This window comes from Vibrio sp. NH-7 (assembly GCF_053643215.1).
The window spans coordinates 1-19,420 of sequence record NZ_CM132187.1 but is presented as its reverse complement, the minus strand read 5'-3'; the positions used below and the strand labels follow the sequence as shown (position 1 = coordinate 19,420).

At 46.5% G+C, this 19,420-nt stretch carries 15 protein-coding genes, 1 pseudogene and 1 riboswitch; of the genes and pseudogenes, 6 read left to right on the top strand and 10 right to left on the bottom strand.

Going from position 1 to position 19,420, the window contains the following annotated elements:
* Nucleotides 1-163: 163 nt before the first annotated feature.
* The gene (gene acuI / locus ACUALS_RS00080) at nt 164-1,144 is read left to right on the top strand and encodes an acrylyl-CoA reductase (NADPH) (RefSeq protein ID WP_454448576.1); all 981 of its coding nucleotides are present in this window, start codon (nt 164-166) and stop codon (nt 1,142-1,144) included.
* Nucleotides 1,145-1,196: 52 nt separating this feature from the next.
* Here acuI and ACUALS_RS00075 read toward each other — a convergent pair whose 3' ends face one another.
* Nucleotides 1,197-2,138, bottom strand: a complete 942-nt coding sequence (locus tag ACUALS_RS00075; protein ID WP_005472544.1) for a LysR family transcriptional regulator — start codon at nt 2,136-2,138, stop codon at nt 1,197-1,199.
* Nucleotides 2,139-2,287: 149 nt separating this feature from the next.
* Nucleotides 2,288-2,482, bottom strand: coding sequence for a hypothetical protein (locus ACUALS_RS00070; RefSeq protein ID WP_038141338.1), 195 nt, complete (start codon nt 2,480-2,482; stop codon nt 2,288-2,290).
* 134 nt (nt 2,483-2,616) lie between these two features.
* Here ACUALS_RS00070 and tusA point away from each other — a divergent pair, with 134 nt between their 5' ends.
* Complete coding sequence (tusA, locus tag ACUALS_RS00065) at nt 2,617-2,865, top strand: sulfurtransferase TusA (protein ID WP_038141339.1); 249 nt, start codon at nt 2,617-2,619, stop codon at nt 2,863-2,865.
* A gap of 98 nt (nt 2,866-2,963) precedes the next feature.
* Nucleotides 2,964-4,073: pseudogene (gene opgC, locus ACUALS_RS00060) on the top strand (OpgC domain-containing protein).
* Nucleotides 4,074-4,429: 356 nt separating this feature from the next.
* On the opposite strand, the gene ACUALS_RS00055 reads toward opgC, so the two are convergent.
* From ACUALS_RS00055 to ACUALS_RS00045, 3 genes are all read right to left on the bottom strand, one after another.
* Complete coding sequence (locus tag ACUALS_RS00055; RefSeq protein WP_005451077.1) at nt 4,430-4,690, bottom strand: hypothetical protein; 261 nt, start codon at nt 4,688-4,690, stop codon at nt 4,430-4,432.
* A 178-nt stretch (nt 4,691-4,868) separates the two neighbouring features.
* Complete coding sequence (locus tag ACUALS_RS00050) at nt 4,869-6,542, bottom strand: ABC transporter substrate-binding protein (RefSeq protein WP_454448575.1); 1,674 nt, start codon at nt 6,540-6,542, stop codon at nt 4,869-4,871.
* Nucleotides 6,543-6,836: 294 nt separating this feature from the next.
* Entirely contained in the window at nt 6,837-7,394 is a 558-nt protein-coding gene (locus ACUALS_RS00045) for a TMEM165/GDT1 family protein (RefSeq protein WP_454448574.1), read from the bottom strand.
* A 92-nt stretch (nt 7,395-7,486) separates the two neighbouring features.
* Nucleotides 7,487-7,599, bottom strand: a riboswitch (yybP-ykoY riboswitch).
* Nucleotides 7,600-7,822: 223 nt separating this feature from the next.
* Between ACUALS_RS00045 and glyQ the strand changes: the two genes are divergently transcribed.
* The 3 genes from glyQ (at nt 7,823) to ACUALS_RS00030 (ending at nt 12,284) form a co-directional block, all read left to right on the top strand.
* Nucleotides 7,823-8,743 (top strand): glycine--tRNA ligase subunit alpha, encoded by a 921-nt coding sequence (glyQ, locus tag ACUALS_RS00040; protein ID WP_038141346.1) that lies wholly within the window; start codon nt 7,823-7,825, stop codon nt 8,741-8,743.
* A 2-nt stretch (nt 8,744-8,745) separates the two neighbouring features.
* Nucleotides 8,746-10,812: a glycine--tRNA ligase subunit beta gene (glyS, locus tag ACUALS_RS00035; protein ID WP_454448573.1), complete on the top strand. Its 2,067-nt coding sequence runs from the start codon at nt 8,746-8,748 to the stop codon at nt 10,810-10,812.
* 221 nt (nt 10,813-11,033) lie between these two features.
* The gene (locus ACUALS_RS00030; RefSeq protein ID WP_454448572.1) at nt 11,034-12,284 is read left to right on the top strand and encodes a valine--pyruvate transaminase; all 1,251 of its coding nucleotides are present in this window, start codon (nt 11,034-11,036) and stop codon (nt 12,282-12,284) included.
* 99 nt (nt 12,285-12,383) lie between these two features.
* On the opposite strand, the gene ACUALS_RS00025 is transcribed toward ACUALS_RS00030, so the two are convergent.
* The 5 genes from ACUALS_RS00025 to dnaA form a co-directional block, all read right to left on the bottom strand.
* The gene (locus ACUALS_RS00025) at nt 12,384-12,821 is read right to left on the bottom strand and encodes an Hsp20 family protein (protein ID WP_038215820.1); all 438 of its coding nucleotides are present in this window, start codon (nt 12,819-12,821) and stop codon (nt 12,384-12,386) included.
* A gap of 484 nt (nt 12,822-13,305) precedes the next feature.
* Entirely contained in the window at nt 13,306-15,723 is a 2,418-nt protein-coding gene (gyrB, locus tag ACUALS_RS00020) for a DNA topoisomerase (ATP-hydrolyzing) subunit B (RefSeq protein WP_038141353.1), read from the bottom strand.
* A gap of 13 nt (nt 15,724-15,736) precedes the next feature.
* On the bottom strand, nt 15,737-16,819 hold the full coding sequence (gene recF / locus ACUALS_RS00015) for a DNA replication/repair protein RecF (protein ID WP_005472484.1): 1,083 nt from the start codon (nt 16,817-16,819) through the stop codon (nt 15,737-15,739).
* Nucleotide 16,820: 1 nt separating this feature from the next.
* Entirely contained in the window at nt 16,821-17,921 is a 1,101-nt protein-coding gene (gene dnaN, locus ACUALS_RS00010; protein WP_005472478.1) for a DNA polymerase III subunit beta, read from the bottom strand.
* Between the two features lie 92 nt (nt 17,922-18,013).
* On the bottom strand, nt 18,014-19,420 hold the full coding sequence (gene dnaA / locus ACUALS_RS00005; RefSeq protein ID WP_038141356.1) for a chromosomal replication initiator protein DnaA: 1,407 nt from the start codon (nt 19,418-19,420) through the stop codon (nt 18,014-18,016).

Here is a 19,420-nt window from a genome sequence, read left to right as displayed (position 1 = left end):
GCTTAAAGCCAGTCAATCGACTGGCTTTAATTTTTATCGCAGCATTGTCACAGAATGCGTGATACGCATAGATATAATGCTAAAGTTTCATTTTAGTCATACCCAAATTAGGTCTACACTCATAACCAGTTTTTAAATTGCTGCTCTATTTGTGGAGATCACTATGTTTAACGCACTGATTCTAAACCAAGAAGAAAAACGTACTATCGCAACCATCGAACAGATCGATGAAGCGCAACTGCCGGAAGGCGAAGTACTGATCGATGTGGACTACTCATCACTAAACTACAAAGACGGTTTAGCAATCACAGGTAAAGGAAAAATCATCCGTAACTTCCCTATGGTACCGGGCATCGACCTCGCGGGTACAGTAGTAAGCTCAGTCGATGACCGTTACCAAGCTGGCGACAAAGTTGTACTTACTGGTTGGGGCGTGGGTGAGAGCCACTGGGGCGGCATGGCACAGCGTGCACGCCTAAAAGCAGATTGGCTAGTGCCACTACCAAAAGGGATCGACAGCAAAAAAGCCATGATGGTCGGTACAGCGGGCTTCACTGCGATGCTGTGTGTTCAAGCCATCATTGATGGTGGCGTGAAACCAGAAGACGGTGAAATCCTAGTCACTGGCGCAAGTGGTGGTGTTGGCTCAGTAGCCGTGACACTTCTATCAACACTAGGCTACAAAGTGGCAGCAGTGACAGGCCGCATTGAACAGAACGGTCCACTACTTGAAAAACTTGGTGCGAGCCGCATCATTGAGCGTGGCGAGTTTGAAGAGCCAGCGCGCCCACTCGAAAAACAAGTTTGGGCAGGTGCGGTTGATACTGTTGGTAGCAAAGTGCTCGCGAAAGTTCTCGCTCAAATGGATTACAACAGCGTCGTTGCAGCCTGTGGTCTGGCTGGTGGCTTTGACCTACCAACAACAGTAATGCCATTCATCCTACGTAACGTTCGTTTGCAAGGTGTCGATTCGGTAATGTGTCCAACAGACAAGCGAATCGCTGCATGGGAAAAACTGGTTGAGCTACTACCAGAGAGCTACTTTGAGCAAGCATGTACCGAGGTTGAATTAGCCGAAGCCCCAAAATACGCAGAAGACATCACGAACGGCCAAGTCACGGGTCGTGTTGTGATTAAGCTGTAATAAACGCGACAAAGAAAAAGAGCCAGCACCTGTAATGCTGGCTCTTTTGCATTTAGTCCAATCCAATGTCATCAATGCGTTTAGCAATCAAGCGACTGCACTCTTCCTTTACAATTCCTCGCAACCACTCCTGAGCCGGAGAGTGCTCACAGCGTGGGTGCCAAATCATTGAGTAGTCAAACGGCGTAAACTGAAATGGTAACGGCTTGATGACTAAGTCGTAACGCTCTGCGACTAGATACGCTAAGTCAGCGGGTACGGTAATAATGATGGGCATGGTATCAACGATCGCCAGCGCCGCTTCCAAATGGTAGGCACGAAGTACCATCTTACGCTTTGGCTGATCGACAAGTGCCCCCTCAATCAACGCTTTCACTCCATCACTGATTGCGATCATCGCGTGCGGATAAGTCAGATAATCCGCCAAGCTCATTTCTGCGTCCGCTAAAGGATGCTGTTTAGAGAGCAAACAAAGCACCCCAACTCGGCCTAAGATCTCGCTACGCAATGGCTCAACAGGACCAATCGGGCGACAAATGGCTAAATCGGCATTCTCGTAAGTGAGTTGGTCTGCCAATCTGTCATGCTGCAAGGGTAAAAAGTTAAACGAGACATTTGGCGCTTCTTGATAAATACGCGGCAAGGCAAACGGCAATATGGTTTGCATCGCGTAATCGGTCGTGGCGATAGTAAAGGTCTGATCGCAGCTTTGTGGATCGAACTCCAGCGGTGACAGCAACTGACGCAATGACTCGAGTGGCTCTCCCAAAGATCGATCAATTTCCAGCGCTTTTTCGGTTGGAATCAAATGCTGCCCTTGGCGGGTAAAGAGTGGGTCTCCTAACATGTCACGCAACCGCCCAAGCACTCGACTCATCGCCGATTGGCTTAGATTTAAACGGTTTGCCGCTTTGCTTACACTGCATTCTTCGATTAAAACGCGCAGTGCCACAAGCAAATTCAGATCACGACGATAGATGTCTTCTAGTTCCACGTTCTGCCAAGGTCATTAAAATGGGATGCGCTATTGTACCTTTTTCAGGCAAAAAAAATCCCGCTTTTCAGCGGGGAAGCCCAAGAAAACTGGGGATAGTGTCGGAATGTAGTTGAGTGTAGTGGCAAGTGCGGACAATAGTTGGAAGTCTATTGACCGTTCTCATGCTCTTCAGATGCACTCGGCCAGCGGTGCATCTCGAGCCAAATCCCTACGACCGTCGCACCCATACCAAGTAACGGCATAAATGAAGACGATTCAGATGGAGAACGTAAAACAAGAGCGCAAAAGGAAATAAAACACAGCACTGAATAGATTGTTAGCCGATCTAAAGCTGTCATAATATCTGCTCTCCGTTTTAAATGTTACCAACTTGTTAACTAAGTTAAAACAAAATGATCACTTTGCCAAGGGGTTATTGAATATTTTTTCTTCAGCAGTATCATCTAGGCCCAACTGAGGTAAAACAGATATGACCATGACATTCAATCCAGAACAGGCAAATAAAACACTAGAGGCAGAAGGATTACGTTGCCCAGAGCCAGTAATGATGGTCAGGAAGACAATTCGAACTATGCAAGATGGGGAAGTTTTGTTGGTCAAAGCAGACGACCCATCAACCACTCGAGATATCCCGAGTTTCTGTCGCTTTATGGATCATCAATTAATTGGTTCTCAGACAGAGGCGTTACCCTACCTGTATCTCATCAAGAAAGGGCTTAGCTAGACTAACCGCCGGATCGCACTTCATCGATTCACCACACAATTAGTCAGTTTTTCATTTTTCCTCCCTTCTAAGCTAGCAGCATTAAGGGAGGAAATTTTATGCAACGTAATCATTCCATTGATGCCATTCGCGGCACTTTGCTGCTGATCATGTCCGTTAACCACTTTATTTGGCTTACTGTGGGGTGGACAGAGATTCAATACTTTACTCTTCAACCGCTCGGGCAAGTCGGGGCTGCGGAAGGCTTTATTCTCATTTCAGGCCTGATGGTTGGGCTAATATACTCGGTCTATGATCGCCAAGTGACCCGCCAAAAACTGTTCCGCAGAGCCAAGCAACTCTACTTCTATCACATGGCAGCGATTGCCGGATTACTGACCATCGCGTCGCTACAAATTGCACTGGAGCCTTCGATTCAAGCCTTTTATAACAAGATATTTCCTGGCCTGATAGAGAACAAACTGCTTGCGGTCGCGGCAAGTGCCACCTTGATTCACAAGCCGGCGTACTTCGATATTTTGCCGATGTATATTGTTTTCCTGCTACTTGCTCCGCTCGTCCTGAGCCAGTTGCAAAACGGCCGTTCTACTCAAGTGCTGATCGTCAGTGTTTTGCTCTGGCTGTAGAGTCGAGTGATAAACCTGTCTGAGTGGCTCACTCCATATTTCCCCGACAGCGAACTCAATACCGGCTACTTCAGTTTACTGGCTTGGCAGTTGATATTTGTAATTGGTATCACCTTGGGATACTACGCAAAACACCAGCCGATAAACTGGTTTAAATATCGCTCTGTCACGGTTGCCGTAGCTATCATCGCGACAATCATTTTCTTCCTCAATCGCAACGTATTAGCCGAGTATGGTATCCACTATGGGACACTGTATGAACTTGCAGATAAGCCTCTTATTGGCTGGCTAAGAGCCTTTAACTTGATGCTGTTAGTCTACTTATTTTCTTGGCTGTTGCATTGCAAACCCAATGAGCTCGCGTTTAAGCCACTAGCGCTTCTTGGCCGCTATTCCCTCCATGTTTTTACTTGGCACTACGTAGTGATTTTTGCTCTAGCACCGTTTGCATTAGGTTATTTTAACTTCCAGCCAAACTTCAACCTCAGCTTAGTGGCTGTCGCATTATTGCTGTTTGTTCCTCCACTCATTAAACAGCGGCAACAACAGCTCAATACATTAAGTTTGACAAGAAGTTCCTAAATGTGAAGAAAATTGATTGCCCTATTGGTGACTTCTATTGCCTTAATCGGGTGCAACGAGAGCGAAGAAGTCACTAGAGAGGCGAGTAAAAAGCATGATCTGAAAGCAATAATCACAGGCATCACCGAAGAGGGTGAAAATCTCTATATTGGGTGCGTGATCAACACAGCAAGTGCGTTGATCTCAAGCTTGCACGGTAAGCGAGTTTCAACGGCTTCAACAATACGTAAAATAAAACAAAACTGGCGCATAACGCTAGTTGTAACAGCCCCTTAGAGCAGAGCAACAGCCTTACCGACAGTTTACGTTTCACTTCAAAAATTGGACAAAAAAAGCAGCCCGACGGCTGCTTTCAATTATTCATCATATTCTAAGGTGCGGACTTCCGATTGGAGCTTATTGAGCTGTTTTCTCATCGCTCTCATCTCCTCGTGCATAGGAATAATGTGTGCGACGCGAATCCATGCTTCTACCGTCAACCCAGTTAAAATAAACGTCCCGGCGACAATGGGTAACCACATGTCGGTAAGCACCATTGCTAGTAAGCATAAGGCGAGACCAAAGGTGAACAAATAACTCTGACTTTTTGGGGTCATCCCCATGTAACGTGTAAGCATAAACTTGCCCTCTCGCTATCATCCACAGGATTAAATTAGCATGACAATTGTGACACTAATATGTCAGCGATCACGACTTCCACCGAATCTATTCAATGCGTCACGAAACTTGCTTTGTTATTGAAATATAAAGGCCCCAATCGAAATCAGGGCCTTGAATATTGGTGTACTCTTGTCGCTAGCTACGAGGCTTTAAGTCAAGCACATGCAGTAAACGCTCAGGTGTGCCTTCCCAAATCATTGGGCGCCCTTTCGGGTTTTCCGCATTCCACCAGCCAGTAAAGCGGGTCGTATTGTATTGGTAGAAATTCGGCCCAGACAACACAGGAACCGTGACCTGATTTTCAGCAATGGTCTTTTGGATTGAGTGAGCGATGGCTCTCTGCTCTTTAATATCAGCCGTTTTGTAGAAACTGTCTAACAAGTTATCTAACTTCTCACTCTTCCAGTGATGCATGGCAAATCGAGGCATTCCTTCCGATGCTTGCAAGCGTGAGTGATAGCCACTGTCCCAATATTTGTGTGGCGTCGGTCCATGGAAGTAGTTGGTGTACGCAATGTCGTAGTCAGCCCCTAGCATACTCTTATTGTAGATAGAGAAATCAGGCGTACGTGCTTTGACCTTAATCCCAACACTGACGAGCTGCTCTGCGGCAAGCATTACCGTGTTATTGAAGTCGGTCCACCCTTGCGGAGACTGAATGCTCAATTCAAATTTGTCACCCGACGGAGACTCAACAAAGCCATCATTGTCGATATCTTTATAACCTGAGTTGGCAAGTAACGCTTTGGCCTTCTCAGGCGAGTAAGTCATAAATGGCTTGTACTGGTTATGCACTTTTTCATCTGACCAAGCTTCAAACGCGTAGCCCAAACCAGAAGCAAAGTCATTCAAGACCGCATTTCCGTAGTTAGCGATATCAATCAATGTCTGGCGGTCGATCGCCATAGAGAAAGCGCGGCGGAAGTTAATATCGTTCAGCACCGCATGTTTGACTTTATCTTTCGATGCATAGTTAAACATAAATGCTTGGGTTCCTGCGGGTGGGTACCAATAACCATGGTGATTTGACGCTTTCATGTAGGTTTGGTCTATATCAGGAACAAAAGATCCAGCCCAGTCGATGCGCGAGTTCATCAATTCAGCGAGCACTTGGTCATTATGATTCATTTGCGGGACGCGTAAGCAGTCGACATCTAGGTTTGCTTGATCCCAATAGTGCGCATTACGACACTGGAGAAATAGTGTTGAAGTGAATTGAGGCAACTCAGTAAATGGTCCAGTACCAACAGGATTTGGGTTCATGAATGCGGCAGGATCGTCAACGGACTTCCATTGATGCTCAGGAACAACAGGTACTTGAGCGATCTCATAACCGATATTGGTATTCACCTTGTCTAAATTGAAACGCACCTGATATGGCCCCAATTTCTCAACCGACTTAATTTTGCTGTTGATACCACGGTCATCGATATTCGGATTTTTACGCACAAGGTCAAAGGTAAACAACACATCATCGGCATCGAAGGTTTCTCCGTCTGACCATTTCACTCCTTCGCGAAGGTCAAAAGTGATACTCAGTAGATCATCACTCATCGTGTACCCCGTCGCAAGGCGGTACTCTGGGACATTACCTTTTAGTTCATTGAAGATAACCAAAGGCTCAAAAATAAAGTCTCGAGCCGTATGCAAACGAGAAACCGCATAAGGGTTGAAGTTTCGAATCAGAGAAGGGTTGTGGTTGGGAATGATCGTCAACTTCGACATGTTGTCTAAGTTCGCATCGGCCATAGAATGGGCTGAAAATACTAATGATGACGTAATCAGAGTAGATAAAAGTTTTGTTTTCATGACAATACCTTACGAGTAGAGATGCATAAAAACTAACCGGACTATCGCTCTGCTTCAATATGAGTAATTTTTGATAAAAAACAGAAAGTTGCAAAAATAACACAAGCCAGCACTGTTTAATTATTAAGCAACCACAATTCTATCAAGATTGCGGATGCTTTGCGTGTCATATCATCAAATGGCGTCATGTTTGAAGGAAAATTACCACATCTTCCAGTGACATCAACAACATACCAATCAACAAAAATGCGACCAGATTAAAACTCTTTCTGGTCGCCTTGAGAATACCGACGTTTAAGAGAAAAGCGCTGCGGCAACAGCCAAAGCAACAAACAGCAATGCGGTCACTTTTCGGATCAAGCCAAGCGGCATCTTATCGGCGGACAATTTGCCAATCAGCACGACAGGTACATTAGCAAGCAGCATGCCTATCGTCGTACCTAGAATGACCCAAGTTAAGGCATCGGAGTACTGCGCACCTAAGATAGAAGTGGCTATCTGTGTTTTATCGCCAATTTCCGCAATGAAAAAGGCAATAAAACTGGCAACAAAAGGACCGCGGTTGGAAATCTCTTCATCGTCATCCAGTTTATCAGGAATCAACACCCAGCCTGCCATGGCTAAAAAGCTGACAACGACCACCCACTTTAAGACTTCTGGAGAAAGGTAATCCGCCACTACAACCCCAAGCCATGCCGCTAACGCATGATTGGCAATAGTGGCAAAAAAGATCGCTGCAATAATGGGAATGGGTTTACGGTATCGACTGGCCAGTAGCAAGGATAGCAATTGGGTCTTATCGCCAATTTCTGCTAAGGCTACGGTAGTAATTGAAATAGCTAAAACGCTCACGACATGCTCATTGGGGTAGGGATTATAGTTTTTTAACCATAGACAAACCTCGCGCCCCACCCCGGTTCACGATGTTTATCTAAGGTCTTGCTAAGCTCATGTGCATGAGCCTCGAACGCCATGGTGATTTTGCACCAATTATGTTGACGGACGAACCTGATAAACGTGGTATCTATCAAGTAAGCTACTCCCCAAAGATGGCTGCATTTTAGTCATCTCATTGCAACATCTCAAGCAATAAACTGGTGAAAAACTCCCTTTTAGGAAAATTTGGACGAATAAGCCATTAAAAATCTACTAAAGGAGAATTTCGACTAGGAATTAATCAAGATTAGCGCTACTCCCATGCCAATTATCTGGGTATACTTGATTGTTATTTTTTGTCTATTTTAGACACAACTATTACTCAAAGAATCGCGCGAATTACTATGCAAAAATACGATATCAAAACCTTCCAGGGAATGATCCTCGCGCTGCAGGATTACTGGGCACAAAACGGTTGTACCATTGTTCAACCTCTAGATATGGAAGTAGGTGCAGGCACCTCTCACCCAATGACATGTCTACGTGCACTTGGCCCAGAGCCAATGTCGACAGCTTACGTTCAACCTTCACGTCGCCCGACCGATGGTCGCTACGGTGAAAACCCGAACCGTCTGCAGCACTATTATCAGTTCCAAGTAGCTCTAAAACCTTCTCCAGATAACATTCAGGAGTTGTACCTAGGCTCGCTTGAAGTTCTTGGTATCGACCCGCTAGTTCACGATATTCGTTTCGTAGAAGATAACTGGGAAAACCCAACGCTAGGCGCATGGGGTCTTGGTTGGGAAGTATGGCTAAACGGCATGGAAGTGACTCAGTTCACTTACTTCCAGCAAGTTGGTGGTCTTGAGTGTAAACCTGTTACCGGTGAGATCACTTACGGTATCGAACGTCTAGCTATGTACATCCAAGAAGTAGACTCAGTTTACGACCTTGTATGGAACGTAGCACCAGACGGTTCTAACGTGACTTACGGTGATATCTTCCACCAAAACGAAGTTGAGCAATCAACGTACAACTTTGAGCACGCTGACGTTGATTTCCTATTCAGCTTCTTCGACCAGTGTGAAAAAGAATCAAAAGAACTCCTAGAGCTAGAGAAGCCTCTACCTCTACCAGCTTACGAGCGCATCCTAAAAGCGGCACACGCTTTCAACCTGTTAGACGCACGTAAAGCTATCTCTGTAACAGAGCGCCAACGTTACATCCTTCGTATCCGCAACCTGACTAAGTCTGTTGCAGAAGCATACTACGCATCACGTGAAGCGCTTGGCTTCCCAATGTGCCGTAAGGAAGAGGAGAAGTAATCATGGCTAAAGAATTTCTAATTGAACTGGGTACTGAAGAGCTACCACCAACGCAACTTCGCACGCTAGCGGAAGCGTTCGCAGCAAACTTCGAAGCTGAGCTAAAAGGCGCAGACCTAGCACATGAAGGTGTGAAATGGTACGCCGCTCCTCGTCGTCTAGCGCTTAAGGTTTCAGCTCTATCTGAAGGCCAAGAAGACAAAGTGGTTGAGAAGCGTGGTCCAGCCGTTTCTGTGGCATTCGATGCTGACGGCAATGCAACTAAAGCGGCTCAAGGCTGGGCGCGTGGTAACGGTATCACTGTTGAACAAGCTGACCGTCTAGTGACTGACAAGGGCGAATGGCTTCTTTTCAAACAAGAAGTAAAAGGCCAAGCAACGTCTGAAATCGTTGTTGAGCTGGCAGCAAAAGCACTGGGTAACCTACCTATCGCTAAACCAATGCGTTGGGGTAACAAGACAACTCAGTTTATCCGCCCAGTTAAAACGCTAACCATGCTAATGGGTTCTGACCTTATTGAAGGTGAGATCCTAGGCGTAGCATCAGACCGCACTATCCGTGGTCACCGCTTCATGGGTGAACAAGAGTTCACTATCGAATCTGCAGAGCAGTACCCAGCGATCCTAGAAGAGCGCGGTAAAGTAATGGCAGATTACGAAGCGCGTAAAGCAATCATCCTGGCTGATTCGCAAAAAGCAGCAGCAGCGGTTGGTGGTACAGCGGATCTAGAAGATGACCTAGTAGAAGAAGTGACTTCTCTGGTTGAGTGGCCAGTCGTTCTTACTGCGAAGTTTGAAGAAGAGTTCCTAAAAGTACCTTCTGAAGCGCTGGTATACACTATGAAAGGTGACCAGAAGTACTTCCCTGTTTACGATGACAACAAGAAGCTACTGCCTAACTTCATCTTCGTTTCAAACATCGAATCAAAAGAGCCTCGCTACGTAATCGAAGGTAACGAGAAGGTTGTACGTCCACGTCTAGCGGATGCAGAATTCTTCTTCAACACTGACCGTAAGCGTCCTCTAATCGATCGTCTACCTGAGCTAGAGCAAGCTATCTTCCAGAAGCAGCTTGGTACGATCAAAGACAAAACAGACCGTATCACTGAGCTTGCTGGCTACATCGCTGAGCAAATCGATGCTGACGTTGAAAAATCTAAGCGTGCAGGCCTACTGGCTAAGTGTGACCTAATGACCTCTATGGTATTCGAATTTACCGATACTCAAGGTGTCATGGGCATGCACTACGCGACTCACGATGGTGAAGACGAGCAAGTTGCACTCGCACTTTACGAGCAGTACATGCCTCGTTTCGCTGGTGATGAACTACCAAGCACAGGGATCTCATCTGCTGTAGCAATGGCAGACAAGCTAGATACTATCGTTGGTATCTTCGGTATTGGCCAAGCGCCTAAAGGTTCTGACCCATTCGCACTTCGTCGTGCATCACTAGGTGTACTACGTATCATCGTAGAAAACGGCTACAACCTAGACCTAACAGACCTTATCGCGAAAGCTCAGTCTCTATTTGGCGACAAGCTAACAAACGCGAACGTTGCAGACGACGTTATTGAATTCATGCTTGGTCGTTTCAATGCATGGTACAAAGACCAAGGCTTCAGCGTGGATATCATCCAAGCGGTACTGGCTAACCGTCCAACTAAACCTGCAGACTTCGACCAGCGTGTGAAAGCGGTATCTCACTTCCGTGAACTAGAAGCCGCTGAAGCACTAGCCGCTGCGAACAAGCGTGTAGGTAACATCCTAGCGAAATTCGACGGTGAACTAGCCGCTGAAATCGACCTAGCTCTTCTACAAGAAGACGCAGAGAAAGCTCTAGCAGAAAGCGTTGAAGTAATGACAGAAGCGCTAGAGCCGGCATTCGCGACAGGTAACTACCAAGAAGCGCTAAGCAAGCTAGCGGGTCTACGCGAGCCTGTTGATGCCTTCTTCGATAACGTAATGGTAATGGCTGACGACGAAGCTCTGAAGAAGAACCGTCTAACGCTACTTAACAACCTACGTAACCTGTTCCTACAGATTGCAGATATCTCTTTACTACAAAAGTAAGCCTTCGATTAAACCTCAGAAGACCTTACTTAAAGTAAGACCTTTAAAGCCCAACTCCACGGAGTTGGGCTTTATTTTTCCGCTTATTCTAGCCTGCCCCAATTTAGTGCTTTTCGTCTTATGACCATTAAGGTATGTTCAAGGATTACTCGATTGATCAGCCACGCACTGATCTCTGATAACAAAAAGCAATGACAATAATGAATTAGGTAAAATCTGCGATGCAATTCTCTCAATTTGGTGAAAAATTTAATCAGTACTCAGGTATCACACAATTAATGGATGATCTCAATGATGGTCTACGCACTCCAGGTGCCATCATGCTCGGAGGCGGTAACCCTGCCGCGATTCCAGCCATGCTCGATTACTTTCATCAAACCAGTGAAGAGATGCTCTCCAGTGGTGAACTCGTGGCCGCCATGGCGAACTACGATGGTCCTCAGGGCAAAAACACGTTCGTAAAAGCGCTAGCAAAGCTGTTAAAAGACACCTACGGTTGGAACATCAGTGAGAAGAACATCAGCCTGACCAATGGCAGTCAAAGTGGCTTCTTCTACTTATTCAACTTACTGGCCGGTAAGCAACCTGACGGTTCGCATAAAAAGATTCTTCTGCCACTTGCCCCTGAATATATTGGCTATGGCGACGCTGGCATTGATGAAGATATCTTCGTCTCTTACCACCCAGAAATTGAGCTACTTGATAACGGCTTGTTTAAATACCACGTTGATTTTGAACAGCTTAAGGTCGATGACTCAGTTGCCGCAATTTGTGCCTCTCGCCCAACCAACCCGACAGGCAATGTACTCACTGATGAAGAAATCCATAAATTGGATAAGCTGGCACGTGAAAACAACATTCCACTGATCATCGATAACGCCTACGGTTTACCGTTCCCAAATATTATTTTTGAAGACGTTGAACCCTTCTGGAATGAGAACACCATCCTGTGTATGAGCCTGTCCAAACTCGGTCTACCAGGTGTTCGCTGCGGGATTGTGATTGCGAGTGAAGAGATAACCCAAGCGATGACCAACATGAATGGCATCATCAGCCTAGCTCCAGGCAGCTTAGGCCCTGCGATGGCCAATCGTATGATCGAAAAAGGCGATCTGCTTGAGCTAAGTTCCAATGTGATTAAGCCGTTTTACCAACAAAAGTCTCAACGTGCGGTTCAATTGCTGCAAGAAGCCATTACCGATAAGCGCTTTCGTATCCATAAACCTGAAGGCGCCATCTTCCTATGGCTATGGTTTGATGAGTTGCCGATTACCACAATGGAGCTCTACAAACGCCTTAAATCCCGTGGCGTATTGATTGTCCCTGGTGAGTACTTCTTTATCGGTCAAGAAGATGATTGGGAGCATGCGCATCAGTGCTTGCGCATGAACTATGTTCAGGATGACGAGATGATGAAAAAAGGCATCAAGATTATCTCTGAAGAGGTCGAAAAGGCGTACCAACAAGGATAATACCTAGCCAGCGACCTGAATAATGAATGCTTGCCAAGTCGCTTACGTAAGATACAAAAAAGAGCACCTAGATGGTGCTCTTTCACTCGTTACTCGCAATTATTTGCTTTCAATAAGCTTGCTGCCGTTAATCGCAATTTTACGTGGCTGCATCGCTTCTGGGATTTCGCGCTCTAGGTCAATATGCAGTAGACCATTTTCCATACTTGCCCCTACGACTTTCACGTAGTCTGCCAACTGGAACTTTCGCTCAAAATCGCGCTCTGCGATACCTTGATAAACGTATTGTTTCTCTTCTTCGGCTTTACGCTCACCTTTAACAATTAGCATGTTCTCTTTCTGAGTCAGATCTAACTGCTCTTCGGCGAAACCCGCTACGGCCATGGTAATACGGTAGTGGTTTTCGTCTTGCTGCTCGATGTTGTATGGAGGGTAACCGCCAGAAGAATTCTTTGATGCATTCGCTTCCATCATATTCAAAAGACGATCGAAGCCAATTGCGTTGCGGTAAAGTGGAGTGAAATCTACAGTTCTCATAATGCTATCCTCATAATAAGCAATAGTCTTAGCCGTGAGTTTGCGTAGATCGATGCTCTGTTCGATCCTTGCCGGCTAAGGGATTTATATTCTACTCCTCGGGCTCAATCAGCACTGGGACGCAGTAATAAATCAATTCAATAGTGTGCCTCTAAAGTCATCCTCTCTTGAGCGATACCTTATCAGCGAGTCCAGAGGCCTGTTTCTTCTCTCTTGAGCAAGACAGCTTTCCTCTTCACCAATAGATATGTGGATACCACAAATCAGTTTCAAGGGATTATTTTCAAATATTTTTCCAAACCAATATTTTTCAATACCTTACAAACATAAAAAAGCACCACCCAAAGGATAGTGCTTTAAAATGATTTTAGTTTTTTGAGACGAAGCTATTTGGCTTTAGTTCAAGGAGGAGGCGCGGAGCATACGAATGTATGTGAGCACCTCCGACACAGAAATTAAGCCAAAGAGTGAAGTATCAAAGATACTAAACGTCTAAGTTGGCAACTTTAAGTGCATTCTCTTCGATGAAGTTACGACGCGGCTCAACTTGGTCACCCATTAGTGTCGTGAACAACTGGTCAGCACCAACTGCATCTTCGATCGTTACTTGCATCATACGGCGCGTTTCTGGGTCCATTGTGGTTTCCCAAAGCTGATCTGGGTTCATCTCACCTAGACCTTTGTAGCGCTGTAGGCTTAGACCGCGACGCGACTCTTTGATTAGCCACTCTAGTGCATCAACAAAGCTTGCAACAGGCTGAGTACGCTCACCACGTTTAATGTATGCGCCCTCTTCGATCAGGCCATCTAGTGCTTCCGATAGGCTTGCTAGCTTGCTGTACTCTTTCGAGTTGATGAGGTCAATGCTTAGTACATGCTCATGCGTCACGCCGTGAGTGCGTACCACAATCTTAGGTAGGCTTAGACCTAGCTCTGCGTGCTGCTCAACTTCTGCGTTGTATTGGCTTGCGCCCACTTCTTTCGCATTGAGCTGCTCGACAAGTTGCTTAGTCCAAGCTTCAACTGCCGCGGCGTCATGACACTGTTCAGCAGTTAAACGCGGCGTGTAGATGAACTCATGAACGAGCGCGCGTGGGTAACGACGGCTCATGCGATCCACCAGCTTGATGCCAGCGTTGTATTGCTGAACCAGTTTCTCTAGTGCTTCACCCGCCAGTGCTGGTGCCTCTGCATTTACGTGCAGAGATGCGTTATCAAGCGCCAATGCCACTTGGTATTGGTTCATCGCATCTTCATCTTTAATGTACTGCTCTTGCTTACCTTTCTTCACTTTGTAAAGCGGTGGCTGAGCAATGTAAACGTAGCCACGCTCGATAAGCTCTGGCATTTGACGGTAGAAGAAGGTCAATAGTAGCGTACGGATGTGCGAACCATCGACGTCGGCATCGGTCATGATGATGATGTTGTGGTAACGCAGTTTGTCTGGGTTGTACTCGTCACGACCGATACCACAGCCTAGTGCAGTGATCAGCGTTGCGACTTCTTGAGAAGAAAGCATCTTGTCAAAACGCGCTTTCTCTACGTTAAGTATTTTACCTTTCAGAGGAAGAATAGCTTGGTTCTTACGGTTACGGCCTTGTTTTGCGGAGCCGCCTGCCGAGTCACCCTCCACTATGTAGAGTTCAGAGAGCGCTGGATCTTTTTCCTGACAGTCCGCCAGTTTGCCTGGTAGACCGGCTAAGTCTAGTGCGCCTTTACGACGAGTCATCTCACGTGCTTTACGCGCCGCATCACGAGCACGAGCTGCGTCGATGATCTTGGTACAAACGATTTTTGCTTCTGTTGGATGCTCCACAAGGAATTCTGACAGTTTCTCGCCCATTGCAGACTCAACCGCAGATTTCACTTCAGAAGAAACCAGCTTGTCTTTGGTTTGGCTTGAGAATTTAGGATCTGGCACTTTCACCGAGATAACCGCTGTTAGACCTTCACGCGCATCATCACCAGACGTTGCGGTTTTCGCTTTCTTCGAGAAGCCTTCTTTGTCCATGAACGAGTTCAAGGTACGCGTTAGCGCAGCACGGAAGCCCGCAAGGTGGGTACCACCATCACGCTGAGGAATGTTGTTAGTGAAACAGAAGATATTCTCTTGGTAACCGTCATTCCACTGCATCGCCACTTCAACTGCAATGCCATCTTCACGCTCTGCGTTGAAGTGGAAGACTTTCTCGATAATTGGAGTCTTGTTGGTGTTCAAGTGATCGACAAAGGCTTGAATACCACCTTCGTACATGAAGTGATCTTGTTTGTCTTCTTCACGCTCGTCACGTAGCTTGATTGATACGCCAGAGTTTAGGAAAGATAGCTCACGCAGACGTTTTGCGAGAATATCGTAATGGAACTCAGTATTAGAGAAAGTCTCTTCACTCGGCCAGAAACGGATTTCTGTACCCGTTTTATCAGTCTCACCAATCACAGCCAATGGTGCTTGAGGCTCACCATGATGATAAGTTTGAGTGTGAATTTGCCCACCGCGATGGATTGTCAGCGTTACTTGCTTAGACAGTGCGTTTACTACCGAAACACCAACACCGTGCAGACCACCCGATACCTTGTATGAGTTGTCGTCAAACTTACCACCCGCGTGAAGTACCGTCATGATAACTTCCGCCGCTGAGACTTTTTCTTCTGGGTGCATCTCGGTAGGGATACCACGACCATCGTCGCGTACCGATACCGAGTTATCTTCATGAATTGTAACCACGATGTCCTGACAGTGACCCGCTAACGCTTCATCAATTGAGTTATCCACCACCTCAAAAACCATGTGGTGCAGACCGGTACCATCATCCGTGTCGCCGATGTACATACCAGGACGCTTACGTACCGCGTCCAGACCTTTTAGTACTTTAATACTCGATGAATCGTAATTTTCAGACATGAGTTATCTTCCACTATATATTTTGCTCTATTGTGCCATGTTCCACATGGAACATCTTACCATTTTCATCTGCCATGTCGGCAATCTGGCTTTGCGTAATAGAGCTTACAAAAACTTGTGCCCCCGTCTCTTTTAAGCAGTCCGCAAGACGCTCCCGACGTTGGCTATCTAATTCCGATGCAAAGTCATCTATAAGGTAAACACACTGTTTGCCTGTCATTTCAGTCAAGTGTTGGCCTTGTGCCACTCGTAAGGCACATACCATCAGCTTCAGTTGGCCACGAGATAACACATCCTCTACAGGCGTGCCATTTACCTTAATTTTTAAATCTGCCTTATTTGGGCCACTAAAGGTGTAACCTAGGGCCTGATCCCGTTCAAAATTCTTCTCAAGAATTTGCTGATATGGGGTCTCTTTGTCCCAGCCTCGGTAATACTTCAACTGGATATCAAACTCCGGCAGGAAAGTTTGACAGATTTCTTCAGCCTTTGACTTCATTTGCTCAACATACACTGAGCGCCACTGACTGATATTTTCAGCCAACCGAGCCATCTCTTGATCCCAATAACTGAGCTCTCGATAACTGGTTGCTGTTTTCAATAAGGCATTGCGCTGCTTGTTGAGGCGCTTAAATCGCCCCCACGCATCATAGAATGCCGACTCGGTATGAAATACCCCCCAATCGATAAATGCGCGGCGATGTTTCGGTCCATCCGTCAGCAAATCGAACCCTTCAGGGTGTATTAATTGCAGAGGTAAAACCTGCGCTAACTGAGCGAGCTTTTGCCCAGATTGACCGCCTATTTTAACCTCTGTTGAGCCATCACGCTGCTTATTAATGCCAATTGGTAGCTCAAATTGATCCGAGTTCAAAAAACGCCCATGAACAAACAGTTCATTACAATCATTTTGAATAATTCTGCCGGTCAAAGAGCTCTTGAAAGAACGGCCATGACCCAACAAATAGATCGCCTCTAAGACGCTGGTTTTGCCACTGCCATTGGGGCCAATAAGAAAGTTAAAGCCTGCTGACAGGTTAATGTCACAGGCTTCAATGTTTCTAAACTGCTTAATGATGAGACGTGTAAGCGGCATGCTAAAGTCGAATTGGCATCACCACGTACATGGCACTGTCGTCTTCTGCATTTTCAATCAGAGCACTGGCATTGGCATCCGACATCGAGACCCGTACTTTTTCGCAGCGTAACGTGTTGAGCACATCCAATACGTAGCTGACGTTGAAGCCAATTTCGATCGGCTCACCATCAAAGCTCACATCCAACATCTCTTCCGCTTCTTCCTGCTCTGGGTTGTTGGCGGTAATGCGCATTTCAGTATCGGCTAGATTAACGCGAACCCCACGGAATTTTTCGTTGGAAAGAATCGCAGCTCGAGAAAACGCGGAACGCAATTCATCGCAACCCGCTTCCAACGTCTTGGTTGTATTTTGCGGCATTACGCGGCGATAATCTGGGAAACGGCCATCAACAAGCTTGGATGTGAAGACAAAGTTATTCACTTCGGCGCGCACATTGGAGCTGCCAATTTGCAACGTGACGGGCTGCTCAGGCGCATCCATCAACTTGACCAGCTCAAGGACCCCTTTACGCGGCACTATGATCTGTTGCTGAGCAAAGTCAGCGCCCAGTGCCGTTTGCGAAACGGCCATTCGGTGACCATCAGTCGCCACACTGCGCAGCGTTGAACCTTCAATTTCAAACAACATACCATTGAGGTAGTAGCGCACATCTTGGTTGGCCATTGAGAACTGAGTTTTCTCAATCAGTCCGCGCAGCTCTGCTTGGGTCAATGAGATTTCAACTTCGCTTTGCCAATCTTCGATATTCGGAAAGTCATTAGCTGGTAGCGTCGCTAGGGAGAAGCGGCTACGACCAGAGCGAACTTGAACGCGATCACCTTCTAAGACAAAGGTAATCACCGAGTCATCGGGTAAACCACGACAAATATCAAGGAACTTACGCGACGGGACAGTAATGCTCCCCGCCTCAAAATCGCCTTCTAACGTCACTCGGCTGATCAGTTCCACTTCTAAGTCGGTTGCTGTCATTGACAGTACATTGTCTTCGACTTTGAGTAGCAGGTTACCAAGAATAGGCAGAGTTGGACGACCACCTAAAGCCCCTGAGACTTGCTGGAGAGGCTTCAGTAAATGGCTACGCTCAATGGAAAATTTCATAGGACGCTCTTATCAGAATTCTTCTAGCTTTATAAAAGAGATTAGTTCAGGTGCAATGGCCTAGAACATTCAAGGCCATAGAATACTGCGAATTACGAAGAAAGGGTACGAATCAAGTTCGAGTAATCTTCTTTGATGTCATGGCTCTCTTCGCGAAGCTGCTCAATCTTACGACAGGCATGTAAAACTGTCGTGTGATCACGACCACCAAACGCATCACCGATTTCAGGCAAGCTGTGATTGGTAAGCTCTTTAGCCAGTGCCATCGCGAGCTGGCGCGGACGAGCCACCGAACGTGAACGGCGTTTGGACAAGAGGTCCGCCACTTTAATCTTGTAGTATTCCGCAACCGTCTTTTGAATGTTATCAATGGTCACTAGCTTCTCTTGCAGAGCAAGCAAGTCACGCAGTGCTTCACGAACAAAGTCGATGGTAATAGGACGACCGGTAAAGTTAGCGTTGGCGATAACGCGGTTCAATGCCCCTTCCAACTCACGAACATTAGAGCGCAGGCGCTTAGCAATGAAGAATGCCACTTCATCTGCTAGGTGGATTTGGTGGTCTTCCGCTTTTTTCATCAAGATCGCAACGCGCGTTTCAAGCTCAGGCGGCTCGATCGCAACCGTCAGACCCCAACCAAAACGGGATTTCAAACGATCTTCTACACCGTTGATCTCTTTCGGGTAACGGTCAGACGTGAGGATGATCTGTTGATTGCCTTCCAATAACGCATTGAAGGTATGGAAAAACTCTTCTTGCGAGCGCTCTTTGTTGGCGAAAAATTGAATATCATCGATAAGTAGAGCATCAACACTGCGATAGTAACGTTTGAACTCTTCGATCGCGTTATTCTGCAGTGCTTTTACCATATCTTGCACGAAGCGCTCAGAATGCATGTAAACCACTTTAGCATTCGGTTTGTTGTCCACAATCGCGTTACCGACCGCGTGCAACAAGTGTGTTTTACCTAGGCCAGTACCACCGTATAAAAACAGCGGGTTGTATGCTGAACCAGGGTTATCCGACACCTGACGTGCTGCCGCTAAGCCGAGCTGGTTCGATTTACCCTCAACGAAGTTAGTAAACTTGTGTTTTGGGTTAACGTTAGAGCGGTGATTAATGTCTGCAATGGCTTGTGCGTCGTCATCCCAGGTTTTATGAACCGGTTTACGAGCTTGCAATTGTGCCGGTGCCGAAGATTCTGCAGCCACATCGGCTGGCGTGCGTTTCGGTGCCGGCTTAGGTGCAGAAACAGGTCTGCTGCCCACTTCAAAGCGTAAGCTCGGAATGTCATTGCCACAATACTCTTGCAGCAGTCGATTAATGCTGTTGAGGTACTTATCACGAACCCAATCGAGGACAAAGCGGTTTGGGGCAAACAAGGTGAGCGTATTGTCATTGAGCTCCGCTTGTAGCGGACGAACCCACATGCTGAATTCAGTTGCTGGTAGCTCTTCTTGAAGCTGTTGCAGACATTGCAACCAAAGCGAAGATGACAC

Coding starts and splice junctions, on each gene's coding strand:
- acuI (WP_454448576.1), top strand. CDS start 164: ATGTTTAACGCACTGATTCTAAACCAAGAAGAAAAACGTACTATCGCA.
- tusA (WP_038141339.1), top strand. CDS start 2,617: ATGACATTCAATCCAGAACAGGCAAATAAAACACTAGAGGCAGAAGGA.
- ACUALS_RS00055 (WP_005451077.1), bottom strand. CDS start 4,690: ATGCTTACACGTTACATGGGGATGACCCCAAAAAGTCAGAGTTATTTG.
- ACUALS_RS00050 (WP_454448575.1), bottom strand. CDS start 6,542: ATGAAAACAAAACTTTTATCTACTCTGATTACGTCATCATTAGTATTT.
- glyQ (WP_038141346.1), top strand. CDS start 7,823: ATGCAAAAATACGATATCAAAACCTTCCAGGGAATGATCCTCGCGCTG.
- glyS (WP_454448573.1), top strand. CDS start 8,746: ATGGCTAAAGAATTTCTAATTGAACTGGGTACTGAAGAGCTACCACCA.
- ACUALS_RS00030 (WP_454448572.1), top strand. CDS start 11,034: ATGCAATTCTCTCAATTTGGTGAAAAATTTAATCAGTACTCAGGTATC.
- ACUALS_RS00025 (WP_038215820.1), bottom strand. CDS start 12,821: ATGAGAACTGTAGATTTCACTCCACTTTACCGCAACGCAATTGGCTTC.
- gyrB (WP_038141353.1), bottom strand. CDS start 15,723: ATGTCTGAAAATTACGATTCATCGAGTATTAAAGTACTAAAAGGTCTG.
- recF (WP_005472484.1), bottom strand. CDS start 16,819: ATGCCGCTTACACGTCTCATCATTAAGCAGTTTAGAAACATTGAAGCC.
- dnaN (WP_005472478.1), bottom strand. CDS start 17,921: ATGAAATTTTCCATTGAGCGTAGCCATTTACTGAAGCCTCTCCAGCAA.